The 20,345-nt window shown below is 62.9% G+C and carries 19 protein-coding genes; 4 read left to right on the plus strand and 15 right to left on the minus strand.

Annotated elements, in window-relative coordinates:
* Nucleotides 1-29 precede the first annotated feature (29 nt).
* The 3 genes from EPJ54_RS07920 to EPJ54_RS07930 all read right to left on the minus strand — a co-directional run bounded on the left by EPJ54_RS07920 (nt 30) and on the right by EPJ54_RS07930 (nt 3,094).
* Nucleotides 30-1,874, minus strand: a complete 1,845-nt coding sequence (locus tag EPJ54_RS07920; RefSeq protein WP_239590800.1) for a DUF885 domain-containing protein — start codon at nt 1,872-1,874, stop codon at nt 30-32.
* A gap of 117 nt (nt 1,875-1,991) precedes the next feature.
* Nucleotides 1,992-2,336, minus strand: a complete 345-nt coding sequence (locus EPJ54_RS07925; RefSeq protein WP_135211099.1) for a P-II family nitrogen regulator — start codon at nt 2,334-2,336, stop codon at nt 1,992-1,994.
* Nucleotides 2,333-3,094, minus strand: coding sequence for a class I SAM-dependent methyltransferase (locus EPJ54_RS07930; RefSeq protein ID WP_135211100.1), 762 nt, complete (start codon nt 3,092-3,094; stop codon nt 2,333-2,335). The genes EPJ54_RS07925 and EPJ54_RS07930 overlap by 4 nt, the downstream gene beginning before the upstream one ends.
* Before the next feature lie 24 nt (nt 3,095-3,118).
* Here EPJ54_RS07930 and gloB point away from each other — a divergent pair, with 24 nt between their 5' ends.
* Nucleotides 3,119-3,883 carry a hydroxyacylglutathione hydrolase gene (gene gloB, locus EPJ54_RS07935; RefSeq protein WP_135211101.1) on the plus strand — a complete coding sequence of 255 codons (765 nt, stop codon included), beginning with the start codon at nt 3,119-3,121 and terminating at the stop codon, nt 3,881-3,883.
* Nucleotides 3,880-4,302: a cupin domain-containing protein gene (locus tag EPJ54_RS07940; RefSeq protein ID WP_135211102.1), complete on the plus strand. Its 423-nt coding sequence runs from the start codon at nt 3,880-3,882 to the stop codon at nt 4,300-4,302. The genes gloB and EPJ54_RS07940 overlap by 4 nt, the downstream gene beginning before the upstream one ends.
* Before the next feature lie 3 nt (nt 4,303-4,305).
* Here EPJ54_RS07940 and EPJ54_RS07945 read toward each other — a convergent pair whose 3' ends face one another.
* From EPJ54_RS07945 to EPJ54_RS07990, 10 genes are all read right to left on the minus strand, one after another.
* Entirely contained in the window at nt 4,306-5,025 is a 720-nt protein-coding gene (locus tag EPJ54_RS07945) for a DUF4908 domain-containing protein (RefSeq protein ID WP_167755625.1), read from the minus strand.
* 145 nt (nt 5,026-5,170) lie between these two features.
* On the minus strand, nt 5,171-5,554 hold the full coding sequence (locus EPJ54_RS07950; RefSeq protein ID WP_135211104.1) for a hypothetical protein: 384 nt from the start codon (nt 5,552-5,554) through the stop codon (nt 5,171-5,173).
* A gap of 43 nt (nt 5,555-5,597) precedes the next feature.
* Nucleotides 5,598-6,050, minus strand: a complete 453-nt coding sequence (locus EPJ54_RS07955) for a GNAT family N-acetyltransferase (RefSeq protein ID WP_135211105.1) — start codon at nt 6,048-6,050, stop codon at nt 5,598-5,600.
* 52 nt (nt 6,051-6,102) lie between these two features.
* The gene (locus EPJ54_RS07960; RefSeq protein WP_135211106.1) at nt 6,103-8,931 is read right to left on the minus strand and encodes a M16 family metallopeptidase; all 2,829 of its coding nucleotides are present in this window, start codon (nt 8,929-8,931) and stop codon (nt 6,103-6,105) included.
* Nucleotides 8,932-9,030: 99 nt separating this feature from the next.
* On the minus strand, nt 9,031-9,888 hold the full coding sequence (locus tag EPJ54_RS07965) for a class I SAM-dependent methyltransferase (RefSeq protein ID WP_135211107.1): 858 nt from the start codon (nt 9,886-9,888) through the stop codon (nt 9,031-9,033).
* Nucleotides 9,888-12,539, minus strand: coding sequence for a methionine synthase (gene metH / locus EPJ54_RS07970; RefSeq protein WP_135211108.1), 2,652 nt, complete (start codon nt 12,537-12,539; stop codon nt 9,888-9,890). Before metH ends, EPJ54_RS07965 begins: the two co-directional genes overlap by 1 nt.
* Nucleotides 12,536-13,216: a class I SAM-dependent methyltransferase gene (locus EPJ54_RS07975; protein ID WP_135211109.1), complete on the minus strand. Its 681-nt coding sequence runs from the start codon at nt 13,214-13,216 to the stop codon at nt 12,536-12,538. Before EPJ54_RS07975 ends, metH begins: the two co-directional genes overlap by 4 nt.
* Entirely contained in the window at nt 13,216-14,277 is a 1,062-nt protein-coding gene (locus tag EPJ54_RS07980) for a homocysteine S-methyltransferase family protein (protein WP_135211110.1), read from the minus strand. The genes EPJ54_RS07975 and EPJ54_RS07980 overlap by 1 nt, the downstream gene beginning before the upstream one ends.
* Nucleotides 14,274-15,182 (minus strand): methylenetetrahydrofolate reductase [NAD(P)H], encoded by a 909-nt coding sequence (gene metF / locus EPJ54_RS07985; protein WP_135211111.1) that lies wholly within the window; start codon nt 15,180-15,182, stop codon nt 14,274-14,276. Before metF ends, EPJ54_RS07980 begins: the two co-directional genes overlap by 4 nt.
* The gene (locus EPJ54_RS07990) at nt 15,179-16,156 is read right to left on the minus strand and encodes an ArsR/SmtB family transcription factor (RefSeq protein ID WP_135211112.1); all 978 of its coding nucleotides are present in this window, start codon (nt 16,154-16,156) and stop codon (nt 15,179-15,181) included. The genes metF and EPJ54_RS07990 overlap by 4 nt, the downstream gene beginning before the upstream one ends.
* 259 nt (nt 16,157-16,415) lie before the next feature.
* Between EPJ54_RS07990 and EPJ54_RS07995 the strand changes: the two genes are divergently transcribed.
* Nucleotides 16,416-17,348, plus strand: coding sequence for an MlaA family lipoprotein (locus EPJ54_RS07995; protein ID WP_239590801.1), 933 nt, complete (start codon nt 16,416-16,418; stop codon nt 17,346-17,348).
* On the plus strand, nt 17,345-18,013 hold the full coding sequence (locus tag EPJ54_RS08000; protein ID WP_135211113.1) for an MlaC/ttg2D family ABC transporter substrate-binding protein: 669 nt from the start codon (nt 17,345-17,347) through the stop codon (nt 18,011-18,013). Before EPJ54_RS07995 ends, EPJ54_RS08000 begins: the two co-directional genes overlap by 4 nt.
* A gap of 4 nt (nt 18,014-18,017) precedes the next feature.
* Here EPJ54_RS08000 and EPJ54_RS08005 read toward each other — a convergent pair whose 3' ends face one another.
* Nucleotides 18,018-19,082 carry a quinone-dependent dihydroorotate dehydrogenase gene (locus tag EPJ54_RS08005; protein ID WP_135211114.1) on the minus strand — a complete coding sequence of 355 codons (1,065 nt, stop codon included), beginning with the start codon at nt 19,080-19,082 and terminating at the stop codon, nt 18,018-18,020.
* A 413-nt stretch (nt 19,083-19,495) separates the two neighbouring features.
* On the minus strand, nt 19,496-20,299 hold the full coding sequence (locus EPJ54_RS08010; protein WP_135211115.1) for a hypothetical protein: 804 nt from the start codon (nt 20,297-20,299) through the stop codon (nt 19,496-19,498).
* Nucleotides 20,300-20,345 lie beyond the last annotated feature (46 nt).

The raw sequence follows: 20,345 nt of genomic DNA on the forward strand, positions 1-20,345 counted from the left end.
GCCGCCGCCAGAGACGAGGGTTTAAAGGCTTAGCCGTTCTGCGCGGCGGCCCATTGCGCCACCAGGGATTCCGACACCGAGAGCGGCGCTGAGCCATTGGTGAGCAACACGTCGTGGAAACCCTTGATGTCGAAGCGATCGCCCAAGGTCGAACGGGCGCCGTCGCGCATGCGATTGATGGCTTGGCGGCCGACCATGTACGAGCAGGCTTGACCCGGCCACACACAATAGCGCTCCACTTCCGTGGTGACGTTCGAGCGTTGATCGCCGGTCGCGGCCACCATCGAGTCTATGGCTTGCTCGCGCGTCCAGCCCTTCGAGTGGATGCCCGTATCGACGACAAGACGTGAAGCGCGGAACGTCATCGATTGCAGATAGCCGATGCGGCCGAACGGATCGTTGGCATACATGCCCATCTCGTCGGCGAGCTGTTCGGCGTAGAGGCCCCAACCTTCCGAATAGCCGCTGAAGCCCAAGAGCGCACGGCGGATGAACGGCATCTCGCCCGCTTCCTGTTGGATCGAAAGCTGCCAGTGATGGCCCGGCGTGCCTTCGTGATAGGTCAGCGTCGGCAGCGTGAATTTCGGCCACTCGTTGGCCGGGTCACGCAGGTTGATGTAGTACGCGCCTGGACGCGAACCATCGAGCGCTGCGACTTGGTAATAGCCGCCCGGCGCGCCCGCTTCGGTGTAAGCCGGCACGCGCTTGATCTCGAGTGCGGCGCGCGCTTGCACGCCGCACACTTCCGGCATGCGCGCCGTGATCGCCGCCATCTGCGCATTGAGCAGCGCCAGCAATTGCTCGCGGCCCGCATCCGTCGATGGGAAGATTTGGTCTGGGCGACGGCCCAACGCCACGATGCGCTCGTTCACCGAACCGCGCGTCATGCCTTGTTCGCGGAAGATCGCGTCCATCTCGCTGGTGAATTGCGCGATCAGGTCGAGACCCATTTGGTGGATTTCGTCCGGCCCCATGTTGGTGGTCGTGTAGGCGCGCAGCGCGACCGGATACATTTCCGCCCCTTGTGGGCGGCTGGCGATGCCCGCGTCCGCCGTCGCGCGCGGCAACACCGCATTCAGCGCATCGATCTGACGGCCATACGCCGGCAGCACTTCGTCGCGCAGGATTTGCTCGGCGCGTTGCACCAACGTGGTTTTATCCGCATCCGAAATTTCGGCGACATCGGCCAAGCGCGTTTGCAGCGAGGTCACGAGCACGTTCTGCGCCGGCGCAATCGCGGCGAAGCCACGCAGCTGGCCAATCGCGCCGCCTTGGCCGTCCGCACCCGCGATCGCGAAGTTCGGCGGAATCAGACCCGCCGCAGCGTCGCTGTTCAGACGCACGATCTCTTGATCCATCACGCGCGCATAAGCCGAAAGACGCGCCAGATACGCATCCGCCTGATCGCGGTTGGTGACCGGGTGCTGGCTCGCCAGGAAATCCGGAATGTTCGTGTAGGCGCCCGTGAGCTGCGTCAGCACGTACGGCGCTTGTGCGCCCGTGCCGTGCTCGAAGGCCGCGCCGTCGACTTGGTCTTGCAGCGCCGTGGTGACGACATCGATCGTCACTTGGTCCTTCGCCTCAAGGCTATCGCGGTTCAGCGCGCGCAGATCGTTGAGCCCCGTTTGCGCCAAATCGCGCAGACGCAATTGGCCTTCGCGCGACGCATCGCTCAGTCGATCGATGTAACGCCCGCCCGCTTGCTCTTCCGGCACAGCAAGGCTCGTCGCGTATTCCGGCACTTCGTGCAGGAAGCCCGTCGAGATGCGATCGAGAATGGGGTTGAGGTCGCCATTATTGGTCTGGCGAGCGCACGCCGAAAGGGCGACCGCCGCCGCCGTCGCGCCAAGAAGTCCGCGCCGCGTCATCTGCATGTTGAATTTCCCCGTGCTGAGGTAGGTTATTCCTGCCTACCGCATTCTAGCGTTGCGACGGACGCTTGCACCTGGGGCTTGCGACGAATGACGTTCGCCGGGGTTTGGCGGTATCGGCTAACCTTCGATCGCCGCTTGGTCAGTTTCGCCGGTGCGGATGCGGATGACCGTATCCAGATCCGTGACCCAGATTTTGCCGTCGCCGATTTTGCCGGTCTTGGCCGCGGCGGTGATCGCGTCGACCGCCTTCTCCGCGATCTCCGCGGACGCTGCGACCTCGATTTTGACCTTCGGCAGCAGCTTCACTTCGTACTCGGCGCCCCGATAGACCTCGGTCTTGCCCTTCTGCCGGCCAAAGCCACGGACTTCGGACACAGTGAGGCCGGCCACGCCCACGTCTTTCAGCGCTTCGAGAACCGGGTCGAGACGGCTCGGTTTAATGATGGCGGTGACGAGTTTCATGTCCGGAAATAAAAGCGTGATGCGTCGCGCTTCGGCAAGGGGTCCGGGGCGGTTTGCCGCGATCGCGTGGGTGCTTTGGCCAAAAGGACACGGTCTGCCGAACGCGCGGTGCTCGCATAGAGCCGTTTGACCGCTTCCATCAGCACCAAGCCGCCCTGCGCCGGCCACATGATCTCGCCGACGCGCTCGAAGGCGTCGGCCGCGCGCACGAACGGCGTCCAGGTCGAAGGCGGCGCATAGAGCGCGCGCGCCGACACCACCGGCTGAAACATGGAATCGCTCAGAAGCGTCGCCAGCTGCGTGCGGGAATATGGCCGCCCATAGCCGAACGGCGTGGCATCCGATTGCGCCCAAAGGCTCCAACGATTGGCGGCGATCACAACGAGCCGACCCTCCGGGGCCATCACCCGCCAAATTTCGCGCAGCAGCGCATTCGGCGCTGGCGTCTCCTCTATCGCGTGCACGATCAGCACGCGGTCGAACACAGCATCCATGAACGGCAGCCGCGCGTCGTCCGCCAAGGCGCTCAGGCCCGGGCCCCAAGGTTCCGCGCCCTGCGCCGCCGGCATCATCGCCACCGTCCGGCGCGCGTCGGCGCGATAGCGATCGAGGTAGGGCGTCCCATAGCCGACGGCCAAAACGTCCAGCCCCTCTGCGTGCGGCCACAACGCCGCCAGCCGGCGCGAGGCAGCCCGATGCGCCGCCTCGCCAAGCGGCGACGCGTAAAAACGCTGAAGGGCAAGAACATCGACGCGCATGTGATCCAAGCGCTAAGCTAAGACATGCTTCAAATTCATCAATTCCCGTGCCTGTCCGACAATTACGGTTTCCTCGCGCACGATCCCGCCAGCGGCGCGACTGCGGCGATCGATACGCCGGACGCTGACGAATATCTGCGCCAGGCCGAGGCCAAAGGCTGGCGCATTACCGACATCTGGAACACGCACTGGCACCCCGACCACGCTGGCGGCAATGCCGCGATCAAGGCGAAGACAGGCGCCATCGTCACCGGCCCCGCTGAGGTCGAACGCATCGGTCAACCGCCGGATCGCATCGTCGTTGAAGGCGACGTCGTCAAACTCGGCGCGCACGAGGCGCGCATTCTAGATGTCGGAGGCCATACGTTGGGCCACATCGCTTACGTGCTGGACGATGCGAAGACGGCCTTCGTGGGCGACGCTCTGTTTGCGCTGGGCTGCGGGCGCTTGTTCGAAGGCACGCCGCAGCAAATGTGGGCGAGCCTGCAAAAACTCGCGGCATTGCCGGACGACACCACGCTCTATTGCGCGCACGAATACACCCAATCCAACGCCCGCTTCGCCATCACCATCGATCCGATGAACCGCGCGCTTCAAGCCCGCATCGCCGAGATCGACAAGCTCCGCGCCGAAGGCAAACCGACGGTGCCGATGACGCTGCGGGTCGAGAAAGAAACCAACCCCTTCCTCCGCGCGCCCGCGCTGAAAGGCGCAGTGATGCTGCCGAATGCCGAAGATTGGGAAGCGTTCGCGGACATCCGCAAACGCAAAGACAATTTCAAAGGATGAGCGCCGACGAGATCATCGCCGCACTCGGCATGCAGGAGCATCCTGAAGGTGGACACTATGTCGAAACTTTCCGCGACACCGGGACTGTCAACGACCGCGCACGCAGCACTGCGATCTATTTTCTGCTGCGGGCAGGCGAGCGCTCGCATTGGCATCGCGTCGACGCGACGGAGATCTGGCTCTGGCACGCGGGCGCGCCGCTGACACTTTCGCTTTCGGCAGATGGCGAAGCGCAGGCCAGCATCACGCTCGGTCCGAACCTCGAGTTTGGCGAACGTCCGCAGGCGATCGTGCCCGCGCATCATTGGCAAGCTGCGCAAAGTGTCGGCGAGTGGACTCTCGTCTCATGTGTCGTCGCGCCGGGATTTGAATTTTCGGGATTTGAACTCGCACCGCCCGACTGGGCGCCGCAGGGCTAAGACTTACTGCTCCGGCCCTTGCACGGCGCCGGTCACGACATTGCGGATCGTGTTCGAGGACGGACGCCCCGCGTAACCATATTGCGGCGCGACTTGGATCAGCAACTGATCGCCGCGCATCGCCACGGCCGGCGATGGCCCCAGCGTAATCACGACGCGGCGCACGTTCGTCATCGGCGCCGACGCCAAGCCTTCCGCCGCGCGTTCCGCCGCATCGACGACAACGCCAGCCGCAGGCGCCGACATTTGCGCTGGCACAGCGAACGTCACTTGTTGGCCAACGCTGCGCCGCGCACGCGCCTGCAGCAAACGGAAGCGCTCCTGCATTTCCGCGAACGCGATCGCTTCAGGCGTCAGCGGCGCAACGTCCGCTTCTTCGGACGCTGGCGCGCCGGTGCGCATGTTGCGCGTGTAAACCGTGATGCCGCCGTGCGGCGTGACGCGCAGCATCACGTCGCCATCGTCGGTGCGATAAATTTCGCCGCCGCCCGCAGCCATCGCCGGACGCAGCACATGCACTTCCGGATCACCTTCAAAGCGCACGAGCGCCGCGCGGCCGCCAGAGCGATCGAGCACGAAACGCACAGCGCCGTCCGGCGTCGAATACCGCGTGGCGCCAGACGAGGTCTGGTAAAGCCCCTGCACCGGCGGCGCGGCTGGCGGCGGATTGGCTTGTTGGCGCGGCTGGGCCAGCACGACGCCCGGTACGGCAAGCGTAAGCATGGCGGCTAGTGCCGCTGCTCCGCGTCCGGACAGACTCGCTGCGCTTGATTGGCTCATCGGGGGCAAGGAGAGCGCTCGGACCAAGGCGCTTTTTTGACGGTGTTGCAGACGCTTGGCGCCCCTGTTGCGGCAAAGCCGCACTGGATTAACCAGCTTGCGGCGCATCGCCCTTTTTCGGTGTCGCAATCGCCTCTTCCTTGGGCGCGCGATCAGGATCGACCTTCGGGTCCACCTTTACCTGCGCCAAAGCGTGCGCAGCGTGCGGCTTTTCCATCGGCTCGACCGAGTTATCCACAGGCGCCGCGACCGGCGCCGCGGCCAAACGTGGCCGAGCTTCCGCAGCGGCCGTCTGCACAACCGGGCGCATCGGACCAGCGCGCGGCGTATCCGCCGGCAGTTCCGGGGGAATCCGCATCACCACGCTCTGCCCAGTGGTCGCGCGATCCATCGACAGATCACCCGCGATCCCGGCGGCGAACGACAGCGTCGTCAACACCAGGGCGACAGCGAGCACGCGGAGAGAGTTCATGAGTGTCACGGCCGACCAGAGTTAACCGAGTCGGCGCCCAGCGTCACGCCGACTCGCGCGACGGCGGCGAATTGCACGCGGAGAGCGATTTGCGCATGAAATGCCGTTTGTGGCCGCGCGGGTAGTCGTCGATCGCGCCAAATTCCACATAGCCCAGGCGCTCATAAAACGGCTTCGCCTGGAAATCGTAGGTGTCGAGCCACACGCCGTGGCAGCCCCGCGCACGCGCTTCCTCTTCCGCACGCGCCATGAGTGCTGCGCCATACCCGCCGCCGCGAAGACTCTCCGGTACGTGCAGCAATTCGATGAACAGCCAGTCGTAGCCGCTCCGCCCCCACAAACCGCCGATGATCTTTCCAGCATCGTCCCGGAGAAGTAGCGCGAGCAGGCGCGAACCGCTCGGTCCAACCTGCGCCTCGTTATAGACGCGCAAGCCATCAAGGATGGCCTCGCGGTGTTCCGCCTTGGGCTCATCCGCCAGCACGATCTCGGGCACGCACTTTCTCCGCGCAAACAATAAGGCCGCCCTTAAAGGACGGCCTTATGTGTCAACGCAGACTTTCGCTGTCCAGATTGAGCTGATCGACCGGGATGCGCTCGGCGTTGCGGCGCACGCGACGCAAGCCGTCATAGAAGTGCTGCGCATCCCCCACCACGACCACGTCCGCACGATCCGGATCGAAATAGCGCGACGCGGCCGTGCGCGCTTGCTCGGCCGTCACGTTCGTGATGTCCGACACATAAGTTCCGAGGCTCTCCGGCGGCAGACCGTAGAGCGCCAGCGCCGAGATTTGGCCCGCGACACCCGACGTGGTTTCGACACTACGGCCGAACGAGCCGATCAGCACCGCTTTGCGCGCTGTGAGTTCAGCATCCGGCGTCAGCGTATCGCCGATGCGATCGATTTCCGCGCGCATCAATTCGTACACTTGCACCGCCGCGTCGTTGCGCGTTTGTGCGGACGCCACGATCGGGCCCGGCGCGAGACGCGCCGAGAGGCTCGAATTGGCGCCATACGACAAACCGCGACGGATGCGGATTTCCGTGTTGAGACGCGCGGAATAACCGCCGCCCAACACATTGTTCGCGACCAGCAGCGGGAAATAATCCGCATCGGTGCGCGCCACGCCACGCAAGCCCATCGCCACCGCCGCTTGGCCGGTATCCGGCAGGTCGACCACGATCGTGCGCGCGGGCGCAGCGTAAGCACTCGCATCCGGACGCGCAGGCAACGCCGCACTCGGGCGCGGCCAATTGCCGAAATAACGCTCCGCCAATGCAAAGCCCTCATCGGCCGACACATCGCCGGAGATGACGAGCACCGCGTTATCCGGGCGCCAATAGGTCGCGTGATAGCGCGCGGCGTCGTCACGCGTGATCGCCGCCAAGCTGGTCGGCGAAGTCACTGCGCCGTACGGCGCAGTGCCGTAAATCGCGCGCGACATCGCCATGCCGGCGATCGAGCCTGGCTCGCTCAACGCAACCTGCAAGCCATCGAGGAATTGTTGGCGCGAACGCTCGAGCTCTTCGCCCGCGAACGTCGGGTTGCGGATGACATCGGCGTAAATCGCAAACGCATCGCCTGCACGGTCGGCGCGGGTTTGCAGCGAAACCGCAGATGAATCCGGCCCCGCCGTCGCGCCGATTTGGGCGCCAAGCGATTCAACCGCGCGTGCGATTTCGGTCGCGTTGCGCGTGGCGGTGCCCTTGTTCAAGAGATCGGCGGTGACGCTGGCGAGGCCGGCGCGGTTGGCCGGATCGGCGCTCGCGCCCGAGGCAACGCGGAAATCCGCGCTCACCAACGGCAGCGAACGGTTCGGCGCCACGATCACACGCAGACCATTGGCTAAAGTGCGCTGCGAGGTCTGCGGGATACGCGCATTCACCGGCGTTCCAGCGGCCGGCGGCTGTTCGCGTTCCGCTTCAGCAGCCAAGGTGAAGGTCGGAATTTCCGATTGCGGGATGGTCAGCGAGCGCGCCTGGATCGTGGGCGACGTCGTGATCGTGTCGCCTGTCGCGCCCTCTTGCGCCGGCAGATAACGCACCACGACGCGGCGTTGCTCGTTCAGGATCGAACGCGCCACGCGTTGCACGTCGGCCGCTGTCGTCGCTTGGATCGCCGCCAGCAGGCGATCGGCATACGCGGCATCGCCGAAGCGGATCACGCTGTCGGCCAATTCAAACGCGCGGCCGTAGGCCGTTTCGCGACCTTGGATGGTCGATGTCACGATTTCGTTCTTGGCCTCATCCAATTCGGCTTGCGTCACCGGCGCATCCCGCAGACGCGCGATTTCCGCCGAGAGTGCGGCTTGGCCGGCTTCCGCCGTTTGGCCTTCCGACAGGATGGCGAAGACGCTGTAGGCGCCCGGGTCCTGCGTCGCTTCGAGATTGGTGAACACCTGCGCCGCGATCTGCTGTTGATAGACCAAAGACTGATAGAGCCGCGAGCTGTCGCCATTGGATAGGATCGCATCCAGCACGTAGAGCGCTGGCAAATCCGGGCTCGTGGAGGCCGGCTGCGGATACGAGATCATCACGGCCGGCAATGGCACGTTCGGCTGATAGACCGTGTATTCACGCGGCTGCGTGCGCACCGGCTCAGTCGGATAATCGCGCGGGATCGGACGGTTCGGACGCGCGATGTCGCCAAAATATTCGTCAACCCATGCATCAAGCTGCGCCTGATCAAAATTGCCGGCGACGACGAGCACGGCGTTGTCCGGGCGATAATAGGTGGCATGGAACGCGCGCACGTCTTCAACGGTCGCGGCGTCTAAATCCTCGATCGAGCCAATGCCGGGTCGGCCATAAGGGTGCACCGTATAATTGGCTTGGTTCAGATACATGTAAAAGAGCGGCCCGTAGGGCGACGCAAGCACGCGCTGGCGCAGCTCTTCTTTCACGACATCGCGCTCGGAATCGAAGCTCTCCTCGTTGACGACAAGCGAGCCCATGCGATCGGCTTCGGCCCAAAGCACGCGCTGCAAATGATTGGCCGGCACGACTTCATAGTAATTGGTGAAATCGTCGTACGTCGACGCGTTGTTGAAGCCGCCGACATCCTCCGTCAGGCGATCGAAGAATTGCTCCGGCATGTTGCGCGTCGATTTGAACATGATGTGCTCAAACAAATGCGCGAAGCCCGAGCGACCTTCCGGGTCGTCGATCGAGCCCACATCATACCACACCTGCACCGACACGTTCGCCGTGTTCGCATCCGGCATCGCATAGACGCGCAGACCATTCGGCAGCGTCCGCATCGTGTACTGGAGCGGCGCAACCTCAAGGGCGCCGGCAGCGGGCTGTTGCGGCGCAGACGAGGTGGCGCACGCGACGAGCGCAAACGCCGCAGCGATCAGGGTGACGAAACGTTTCATGGATTTCCCCGGAGAATATCGGGGCGCTTCTAGCAGCGGCCCACGCGACCCGGCCAGGAAATTGCGACGGGTGCGGCGTCTCGGCGGACGAATGGCGCGTCAGGCCGTCGCGGAAACGAACCAGCACGCCGCCGAAAGCGCCACCCCGGTTCCATTGTGCAACGGGGCGAGCCTCTCGATGAGGCGCCGGCGCACGTCGGCAACGTCGAGGCCTCTTTCGGCGATCGCCCGCGCACACGGGCCGATGCGGACCAGGAAATCCGTGCTCTCTTCCAAGCCGACGCCACCAGCGATGACATTGTCGCCGTCCCAACGCGCGATCGCAATGTCGCGCCAGCCAGCTTCGCTCAGAATGCGCTCGACCTTCGCGGGATCGGAAAACGCGAACGGCCCAGGCGCATCGGTGTTCGGGGGCATCCATGGCGTGTCGAACATTGGCGTAATCGCTTCGATCGGAACCATCGCCCAGCCATTCTCCGCGATCGGCCGCCAGCAGATGAACGTGATACGCCCGCCGTCGCGCAGATGCTTGCGAATATTCGTGAAGGCCGCGCTGGGCTGTTCGAAGAACATCACACCAAAGCGCGAGAACGCTGCGTCGAATTTTTGATCGAACTGCGCAGCGCCCGCATCGGCTTCAATGAAGCTCACCGGCAGATCCACCTGCGCCGCGCGTGTACGCGCGACCTGCAAGAGCTGCGGAGAAATATCGACGCCCGTCACCGCGCCGCGCGGCTGCGCAGCGCCAGCCAGCCGCAAACTCGTCGCGCCCGAACCGCAGCCAATATCGAGCACGCGCTCGCCGGGCTTCACATTCGCCACCCGCAACGCATCGTCCGTCATCGGCCGCATCATTGCATCGATGCGATCGGCATGCGTCGCCCACTGCTCCGCAGCGGGCCCGCTCCAATACTCCTTCTGCATCGGCGTGCCGGACATCGCGACCGTCGCGGGCATCAGCCCGCAGCTTTCAGCAACGGATCATAGCTCAGGATCGGCGAGAGCCAACGCTCGGCCAGGGCCAAATCCCAGCCCTTGCGTTGGGCGTAATCGGCGACCTGATCGCGATCGATTTTGCCGACTCCGAAATACTCGGCCTGTGGGTGCGCAAAATAGAGGCCGCTCACGGACGATGGCGGCGTCATCGCCATGCTTTCGGTCAGATCAATGCCGGCGCGTTGCGGCACTTCGAGCAGATCAAAGATCGTGCGCTTCTCGGTATGATCGGGTTGCGCCGGATAGCCGGGCGCGGGGCGGATGCCTTTGTATTTTTCCGCGATCAGATCGTCATAGCCCAGCGCTTCGTTCGACGCGTAACCCCAAAGCTCCTTACGCACTTTCGCGTGCATGGCCTCGGCAAACGCTTCGGCCAAGCGATCGCACAGAGCCTGCGCCATGATCGCGGAATAATCGTCGTTTGCACGCTTGAAGCGGATCGCGACCTCTGCTTCGCCAATCCCCGCCGTCACCGCAAACGCACCGACATAATCCGCACCCGTCGCGGCGACAAAATCCGACAGCGCGTAATTCGGCTTGCCCTCGCCCTTATCCATCTGCTGACGCAGCGTGTGGAAGCGCGCGAGCTCGGCGCTGCGCGTCTCATCTTGCCAAAGCACGATGTCATCGCCCTGCGCGTTTGCGGGCCAGAAGCCGATCACGCCGGACGCCGTCACCCATTTCTCGGCGACGAGTTGATCCAGCATAGCACGCGCGTCCTTGTAGAGATTGCGCGCAGCTTCGCCGACAATGTCGTCCTCCAGGATCGCCGGATAGCGACCGACCAGATCCCATGACGCAAAGAACGGCGTCCAATCGATGTAGGGCGCAAGCTCTTCGAGCGGGAAATTCTTGAAATCGCGTACACCGAGGAAGCTCGGCTTCACCGGCGCGAACTCAAGCTTCGCGCTTCGCTCGCGCGCTTTCGCGATCGGCAGACGCGGGCGCTTATCCTGCCCGGAATAATAGCTCTCGCGCGCCGCGTCGTATTCGGCCTTGGTGGCGGACACGAGCGTGTCGCGCTCCTTACCCAAAAGCTTCTGCACCACCGGCACTGCGCGCGACGCATCCGTCACATAAATCGTCGGCCCTGCATAAGCCGGCGCGATCTTCACGGCCGTATGCGTCCGCGAGGTCGTGGCGCCGCCAATCAGCAGCGGCAAATTCATGCCGAGGCGCTGCATTTCGCTGGCGACAAACACCATCTCATCCAGCGACGGCGTGATCAGCCCAGACAAGCCAATCGCATCGGCGCCAATTTCCTTCGCGCGCTCCAAAATCTTGTCGCACGGCACCATGACGCCCAGATCATCGATCTCGTAGCCGTTACATTGCAGCACAACGCCCACGATATTCTTGCCGATATCGTGCACGTCGCCCTTCACGGTCGCCATTACGATCTTGCCGTTGGATTTGCCGGCCATGCCGGTGCGCTCTTTCTCCTCCTCCATGTAGGGCAAGAGGTAAGCGACCGCCTGCTTCATGACGCGCGCGGATTTCACCACTTGCGGCAGGAACATTTTGCCAGCGCCAAAAAGATCGCCGACGATGGACATGCCATCCATCAGCGGCCCTTCGATCACATGCAACGGCCGTTCGGCCTGTTGACGCGCCTCTTCCGTGTCCTCGACGATAAACTCAGTGATGCCATGCACCAAGGCATGCGCCAGCCGATCCTTCACGGGCTTCTCACGCCACGAAAGATCGCGCTCCGTCTCTTTCTTTTTGCCGCCCGCCTTCGCCGCCTCGGCGATATCCAGCAAACGCTCCGTCGCGTCATCGCGGCGATTGAGCAGCACGTCTTCCACGCGTTCACGCAATTCCGGCTCGACATTGTCGTAAAGCGTCAGCGAACCGGCGTTGACGATGCCCATGTCCATGCCGGCGCGGATGGCGTGGTAGAGGAACACGGCGTGCATCGCCTCACGCACCGGCTCATTGCCACGGAACGAGAACGACACGTTCGACACGCCGCCCGAAACGTGGGCGCCTTTCAGCTCGCTGCGAATGTAGGCGGTCGCCTCGAAGAAATCCTTTGCGTAGTTAGCGTGCTCTTCGATGCCGGTCGCCACCGCGAAGATGTTCGGGTCGAAGATAATGTCTTCCGGCGGGAAATTATTGGCCACGAGCAGATTATAAGCGCGCGTGCAAATCTCGATTTTGCGCTTGGCCGTATCGGCCTGCCCTGCTTGGTCGAACGCCATCACCACGGCGGCGGCGCCATAACGGCGCACGCGCTTGGCGTGATAGAGAAACGCCGCTTCACCTTCCTTCAGCGAGATCGAGTTGACGATCGATTTGCCCTGCGCGCACTTCAGTCCGGCCTCGATCACCTCCCATTTGGAGCTGTCGATCATCAGCGGAATTTTCGCGATATCCGGCTCGGACGCAATCAGATTGAGAAAGCGCTTCATCGCCGCCGGCCCATCGATCAACGCCGCGTCGACGTTGACGTCGAGCACATTGGCGCCGGACTCAACCTGTTGACGCGCCACATCGAGCGCAGCGGGATAATTGTCCGCCTCGATCAGCTTACGAAACTTCGCCGAGCCGGTGACGTTCGTGCGTTCGCCGATAATGACGAAATTGGCGAAGGGGTTGGCGGAGGTCATGCGCGCGCGATCCATCCGTAAATGTGCAAAGCCTGGAAGAAAGTTTCGGCGCTGGAAAAGCCCGCCTCGTCGAACAGCTGCTTCTGCCGTTCCAGCGAAATGTAATGCAGGCTCGCTTGCGCGCTCACGGCGCGGTCCAGCATCGCCTGCGCGACGCCATTGAGACGCGCATACATCATGTAAGACTTCATGTAGCGATCGAAGCCACCCGGTTCGTCAGCGACAAAGCCTTCCACCACCAGCAAGGGCGCGCCCGGGCGCATGCGCCGACGCAATTGGTGGAAATAATCGAGCTTGCCGCCGTCATCGGGAACGAAGGGCGCGACGAGGCATGACGTCGCCGCGTCGAACGGACCTTCTGGCGCATCCGCGACATAGCCCGTGACAAGCGAAGCGCGCTGCGCATAGCCCGCCGCGCGCAACTTGCCCTCGGCCAGCGCAAGCATGTCGGCCGACGGATCGACGCCGGTAAGCCGCCAACTCTCGCGCGCCGCGGCAATCGCCATTAATTCAGCGCCGCCACCGGCCCCCATCACCAGGATGGAAGCATCGTCTTTCAACTCGCTCGCAAGCACTTGCGCGATCAGATCCTGAAAGAACGCATAACCAGGCACGAGGCGGCGTGGGCCGTCGTCATAGCTTTTGGCCGCTTCAGCATTGAACACAATCGTACTCATCACGCCGCCGCCGTGAAAGGCTCGAGACCTGCGAGTTTCAAGCGCGCGTCGTGCTCGGCGGGCTTGCGCGGCGCAACACCTTCAACAGCGTGGCGCATGTGCTGGATATGCTCTGGCGTCGTGCCGCAGCAGCCGCCGGCGATGTTGAGCAAACCGGCGCGCGCCCATTCGGCGTAGTGCGCCTCCATCGAATGCGGCGTCTCGTCATAGGCGCCCATCGCGTTGGGCAAGCCGGCGTTTGGATAGGCGCTGACAGCGCATTCCGCGACGCGCGCGAGATCAGCCAAGAACGCGCGCATATCTTGTGGACCAAGCGCGCAATTCAAACCGATCGCCCAGAGATTGGCGTGGCGCAGCGAATTGTAGAACGCTTCCACCGTCTGCCCCGAGAGCGTGCGACCCGAGCGATCTGTGATCGTGCCGCTGATCCAGAGCGGCAGCTCAACGCCGGTTTTGTCGAACGCTTCCCACGCCGCCCACAGCGCGGACTTGGCGTTCAGCGTATCGGTGATCGTTTCAATCAGCAGAATGTCGGCGCCGCCCTCGATGAGGCCGAGGATTTGCTCTTCGTAGCCCTTGGCCATGGTATCGAAATCGCTGTCCCGCCGCCCCGGATCGCCCACCTCTGGCGACATCGAGAGCAGCTTCGTCGTCGGTCCAATCGCGCCAGCGACAGCGCGCGGGCGACCGTCCTTCGCCTCGTATGCGTCACACGCGTCACGCGCGATCTTCGCGGCTTCGACGTTGATCTCATAGACTACATCTTCCAACGCATACTCAGCCTGGCTGATCCGCGTCGCGGAAAACGTGTTGGTGCTGATGATATCCACACCTGCGTCGAGATAAGCGCTGTGCACCTTCGTAATCGTCTCGGGCTGCGTCAGCACAAGCAAATCATTGTTGCCCTTCAGCGACATCGGATGCTCGATGAAGCGCGTGCCGTGGAAATCATTGGTCGTCAGACCAAAGCCCTGCAGATAGGCGCCCATCGAGCCGTCGAGCGTGAGGATGCGCTTGGCCATTTCGGCGTTTAACGCGGCAATACGTTGATCGCGGTTCATGCCGCTTGCTCCTGCACACGCACGCCCAGAATCCGGCAGATCGCCAGCGTGAGATCGGCGCGGTTCAGCGTGTAGAAATGGAAATCCTCGACGCCTTCGGCTGCAAGCTGGGCGCAAAGCTGCGCCGTCGTTGCAGCCGTCACGAGGCGGCGCGTATCTGGATCGTCATCCAAGCCGTCGAACAAACGGATGAGCCAAGCAGGCAACGATGCGCCGCAGCCCTCGGCCATCTTGCGCAGGCCCTTCACGTTCGTAACCGGCATGATGCCCGGCAGAATCGGCGCGGTGACGCCAGCGCTGGCCAAGCGATCGCGGAAGCGCAAGAACACGTCTGCGTCGAAGAAGAATTGCGAAATGCCGCGCGTCGCGCCGGCTTCGAGCTTGCGTTTGAAATTCTCGACATCGTGCGCCCAGCTCAGCGACGCCGGATGCTTTTCCGGATGCACCGCCACCGAAATCTCAAAGCCGCCAATGCGCTTGGCGCCTTCGACAAGATCGACCGCGCTCGCATAGCCTTCCGGATGCGGCGCATACGGCGTGCCGACGCCGCCGGGCGGATCACCGCGTAGCGCCACGATGTGGCGCACGCCCGCGCTCCAATAATCGCGCAACACGCTGTCGATCTCGTCGCGGCTGGCGCCAACGCAGGTGAGGTGCGCGGCCGGCTTCAGAGTCGTCTCTTCCACGATGCGCGCCACCGTGCGGTGCGTGCGATCGCGCGTGGAGCCGCCAGCGCCATAGGTCACCGAGACGAAGCTTGGATCGAGCGGCTCAAGCTTGCGGATCGATTCCCAAAGCTGCGTCTCAAGCGCCTGCGTTTTCGGCGGGAAGAACTCGAACGACACGCGCGGGCGGCCCATACGTTCGGCCGCCTCGGCGATCAGATTTTGCGCGTGCGCGCTCATGATTTGTCCCCCGCCCAAATTTTCACGGTGAGCGCGCCGCGCATTTCCGGCGCCAGCGTCGTGGCTTTCACCTGTGCGATACCAGCGGCTCCGCACCATTCCCTGATCTCGGCATCGGAAAAGCCAAGCCGGCGATGCGCGTGCTCTTCGCGCAAAAATTCCAAGTCATGCGGCGCGAAATCGACGATCAGCAAACGCCCGCCGCGCTTCAACACGCGCGCCGCTTCCGCGATCGCGCGGCCAGGATCGGCCAGAAAGTGCAGCACTTGGTGGATGGTGACGAGATCAGCCGCGCCCGCCTCGACCGGCGGCGCGTACGCATCGCCAAACCGCACCGCCGCTTTCGATTTTAGATCGCCCAGCGACGAGCGCGCGATCGCGAGCATCTGCCGCGACGTGTCAAAGCCCTCGGCGCGGCGCACGCGATCAGCAAACAATTGAATCATGCGTCCTTGGCCGACGCCGACATCGACCATGAGCTCAAACGGCCCTTCGCCCGCCGCCGCGAGCACAGCACTATCAATATCCGCCTCGGGCAAATGCAACGCGCGCACGCGCTCCCAATCGGCGGCGTTGCGTTCGAAATATTCCGCAGCGGCTTCGTCACGCGCGGCGCGAATTTCGCGCAAGCGCTCGACATCGCGCGCCAGCACCGGATCGCTGGGATCAAGCATCGAGAGCGTCGCGTCCGCGAGATGGCGCTCGGTCGTGTGGGCGCGCGGCAAACGATAGAACACCCACGCCCCTTCCGGCGCGCGCTCCACTAGCCCGGCTTCCGTCAGCAACTTCAAATGCCGGCTCACGCGCGGCTGGCTCTGCCCCAAAGCTTGCGCCAGTTCGCCGACCGCCAACTCGCCCTCCGTGAGCAACGCCAGCGCGCGAAGCCGCGTCTGCTCCCCCGCCGCGCGCAACGCGGCGACAACGCGATCGGCGTCGCGGCGCTCCGGCACGGGCTGAGTTGGAGATATAAACATATCTTTATATGACACAGCGCTAGGCCGCCTGTGAAGCCCCCTTCGCAGGTGCGATCCAGCTGGTCCGGCCAAAACAAACGCGACCTGTGGCGCGAAAGCCGCTGCACCGTTTTTCTGCGTAATATCCGTGCATTAAATGCGGTACCAAGCGCGCAAAATGAACGATCGTTCTCAGCCTGCGTTCAGATGCGGTAAAGCTAAAGTTGATTAACCCAAACCCGTCATTATGTGGCCGTGGACCTAGAAGAGGCGTCTGCGCATGCGGGGAAGTATCACTCTCATCACGTTGGCCGCCGCACTTGCCGCGCCCGCGCTGGCGTATGCGCAAGACGCGCCGGCCGAGCCCGCGCCTGTCGCGCAGGTTGAGCCCGCCGCCGCCGCGCCTGTTGAGCCGGCAACCGCGCCGTCGGAAGGCGATCCCTGGCAGGGCTTCAACCGCTCGATGTTTGCTGTGCACGAAAGCGTCGACCAAGCCGTGGTGGAGCCCGTCGCGCGCGGCTATCGCGCCGTCACGCCCGGCCCCGTGCGCCAAGGCGTCAGAAATTTCCTGCGCAACCTGCGCGGCCCTGTGATCTTTGCGAACGACGTGTTGCAGGGCCAAGGCAATCGCGGTCTTACGACGGCAGCGCGTTTCGCCGTGAACACCACGATCGGCGTCGTCGGCGTGTTCGATCCCGCGACGAGCATGGGCCTCGAATATCACGACGAAGATTTCGGCCAGACGCTCGCCGTGTGGGGCGTCGGCGAAGGCCCATATCTTTTCATTCCGTTGATGGGCCCGAGTAACGTACGCGACACGACAGGCCGCGTCATCGACAGCGTGCTCGATCCGCTCTCCTATCTCGACGGCGACGACGCCACGACGTTCCGCGCCACGCGCGGCGTGCTGACAGGCGTTTCCGTGCGCGAGCAATTGCTTGAATCCGTCGATGATATTCGCCGCGATTCACTCGACCCTTATTCGACGATACGTTCGTCGTATGAATTGCTGCGCGAAAGCGCCATCCAAAACGGTCAAGGCGACGTCCAGGATTTGCCGGAATTCGATGACATTTCTGCAAGTGAAGCGCCGGCCGCGACTGGGGATTATGCGCAACACTCCGAACTGAATGAAACGCCGGTCACGGCGCAACACTTGGACGAGAGCGAAGTTAAACCCACATCGCGCGTCAACACAGGAGAGAAGAAGTGACGACCCGCCCCATCACCCGCTCTGCATTCTTCGCTGGAATGTTGGGCCTGGGCCTGCTCGTCGCAGCTCCGGACGCACACGCCGCGCGCAACGCCGACGCTGAAAACTACGTCCAGGAAAACGCGACTGCGGCTCTACGCACGCTAGCGGATACTGCCGTCGGCACGCCGCAGCGCCGCACCCAATTCGATCAGCTGATGGCGCGCTTCGCCGACATGCCACGCATTTCGAGCTTCGTGCTCGGCCGCTACGGCGCGCAATTGCGCAGCGACGCAGCGCTGCGCACCGAGTGGAACCGCACATTCCAAGAATACTCGATCGCTGTTTACGAAGATCGCCTCGGCCGCTTCAACGGCGCGACCATTCGCGTGACGGATTCAACCGAGCGCGTCGCTGGCCGCGACGTGATTGTGACCACGGAAATGCAACCGCGGGGCGGACGCCCACAAACGGTGCAATGGCGCCTGCTGCGTTCGGGCAATGTGTGGAAAGTCGTCGACGTGTCGCTGCTGATCGAAGGCAACCAAATCTGGTTGGCGCAACAACAGCAGCGCGACTTCCTCGCCCAGCTCGACCGCAACAATGGCGACATCCGTGCTTTGATGACGGACATCCGTCAGCTCACCGCGTCGCTGCGCCAACGCGTGCTCGCGCGCAATTCGTAACGCGCTAGCGCGCGTCCGCGCCGACCATTTCTGCAATTGAATCGACACCCTCGGCGGCCAACAGGCCGTCGAGTTCGTCTATGATGCGCGCCACGAGGCTCGGCCCCGTATAAATCATCGACGAATAGAGCTGCACCGCGCTTGCGCCGGCTTTGATCTTCGCCAACGCTGTCAGCCCGCTTTCCACACCGCCCACGCCAATCAGCGGCAAACGCCCGTTCAACGCTTGCGCGAACTGGCGCAGCACTTGCGTCGAAATGTGGAACAGCGCCTGTCCCGAAAGCCCGCCCGCTTCGTCGCGATTATCCGAGCTCAAATGGTCCGGCCGCTGCAGCGTCGTGTTCGACACAATGAGCGCATCAAGCTCATACGTCAGCGCCAATTCCGCAATATCGCGCACAGCCGTTTCATCGAGATCCGGCGCGACTTTCAAAAACAAAGGCCGTCTGCCATGCGCAGCTTCCAGCGGCGCGCGCGCTTCGCGTAACCGGCCCAGCAAATCTTCCAGCGCGCCGCGCTCTTGCAGCCCGCGCAGACCCGGCGTGTTCGGCGATGAAATATTCGCCGTCACATAGGACGCGCACTTCCACACTCGACCCATGCCCGCGACGTAATCGGCTGCGCGATCGGCGCTATCTTTGTTCGCACCGACATTTGCGCCGACAACGCCAGGCTTGCCCGCGCGCGCGGCAAAGCGATCGGCGTAGTAATCGAGACCTTTGTTGTTAAACCCGAGCCGATTGATCACGGAGCGATCTTCGCTCAAGCGGAAGATGCGCGGTCTCGGATTGCCCTCTTGCGCGCGCGGCGTGACGGTGCCGCATTCGACAAAACCAAAGCCGCACTTCAACAACGCATCCGGCGCTTCACAATTTTTGTCGAAGCCCGCCGCCATGCCGATCGGGTTCGGCAGATCGAGCCCAGCAAGGCTCGTCTTTAAGCGCGGAAATTTATCGGCGCGCACACGTGGGCCGAAGCCTGCGCGCAAACCGGCAAGTGCAGCCTCGTGCGCCCGCTCAGGCTCAAGCCAACGCATGGCGCCGGTGGCGATGTCATGGATGGTGCTCACGTGGTCGCGCTTCGCCGATTCTGATCGCGCTGTCGCCTACCACGCTGGCGCGGCCGCTGCCCGCACAATCCGCCAAAGGCGAGAACCACAATCAATGGTAGGCATATCGGATATTTTTCCTAATTATGCACTTGGCACACACGCTGTCAATAGTGCAGCAAAATCAGCAACAATCGGCGGTTGCTCGCTTGTCAAAAGTCCCAAAACGGCGAATCGTCCTGCGATCCCCTGCGGAATGTAGGACTATTTTCCCATGCCGGACCCAGTATTGAGTTTATTGGCCCGCCGTTTGTATGAAGCGATGGAGGCCGCCGACCCCGACCCGGACGCCCTTCCATGGTCTGAAGTGCCTGAGCACGAGCGCGCTACTTATGCGTCGTGCGTCGAGGCGGTCTTAGAGGAATGCGCGCGGCTTAGGCTTCCCGTTTCTCCCTGATGCCAACCACGACATGATGCTCTGGCGCGCCCAACGCTGCGAACAGCCGCAAGCGGCACACAAGCAATTCATCGGTAGAGCGCTCAAGCGTAAGCAGCTCGATTTGATGCAGGTCTTTCACCTTATCAAGCTGCTGTCGTCCTCCGCCAATCAAGTAAAGCGGATCGCCTTCACCGGTGCGGATAAAATCACCCAGCAACAAATTGTAGGAACTCAGCTCCGAGCGCGGGATTGCCGCATACGCGTAAGCATGCGCAACTTTCGCGACAAGCCGAAGAAACGTTGCAACATCGTACTTGGCGAAAGTCGCTTCTTGCCCGCCATACCTGTCAGCAAATGCGCGCATGTCGCGAAGGTCAACGCCGTTCCAAATGCGCCCAAGATCGTTATCCGAAGCGCCAGTAAGGATTCGCGGGAGCACAAGCTCAGGGATGCTCAAGAGCTTTGGAAAGTCTTCCGTTGGTATCTGTATCTCACGTTTTCGGTGACCATCGTTGATGGTCACCGTGTGAACATGAACCCGCTTTTTCGGTTTTCTCGCCTTGATGCCAAGACGATAACGAAAACCTCGCGTCGCCTTGGCGAACTCGGTTTCAAAGGCGTGCGTGACTTTTTGGCAGACACTGCAGCTTGCCTTTGGCAGCTTCAAATGCCCCACCAAGTTCAGCGGAATGATATGCTCAAGCGTAAGGAACGAGCTAGAATCGCCGCAGTAGATGCAATGGCCGACAGGTTCGTATCGAAATTCGGCGACGTTCACCTCGTAGGAAGGGCGGTCCATGGCTGATAGTCCGAAAGATGAAACGGCTCAGCGTCGCGACGATGTT

The organism is Vitreimonas flagellata, from assembly GCF_004634425.1.
GTDB classification, from domain to species: Bacteria; Pseudomonadota; Alphaproteobacteria; order Caulobacterales; family Aquidulcibacteraceae; genus Vitreimonas; species Vitreimonas flagellata.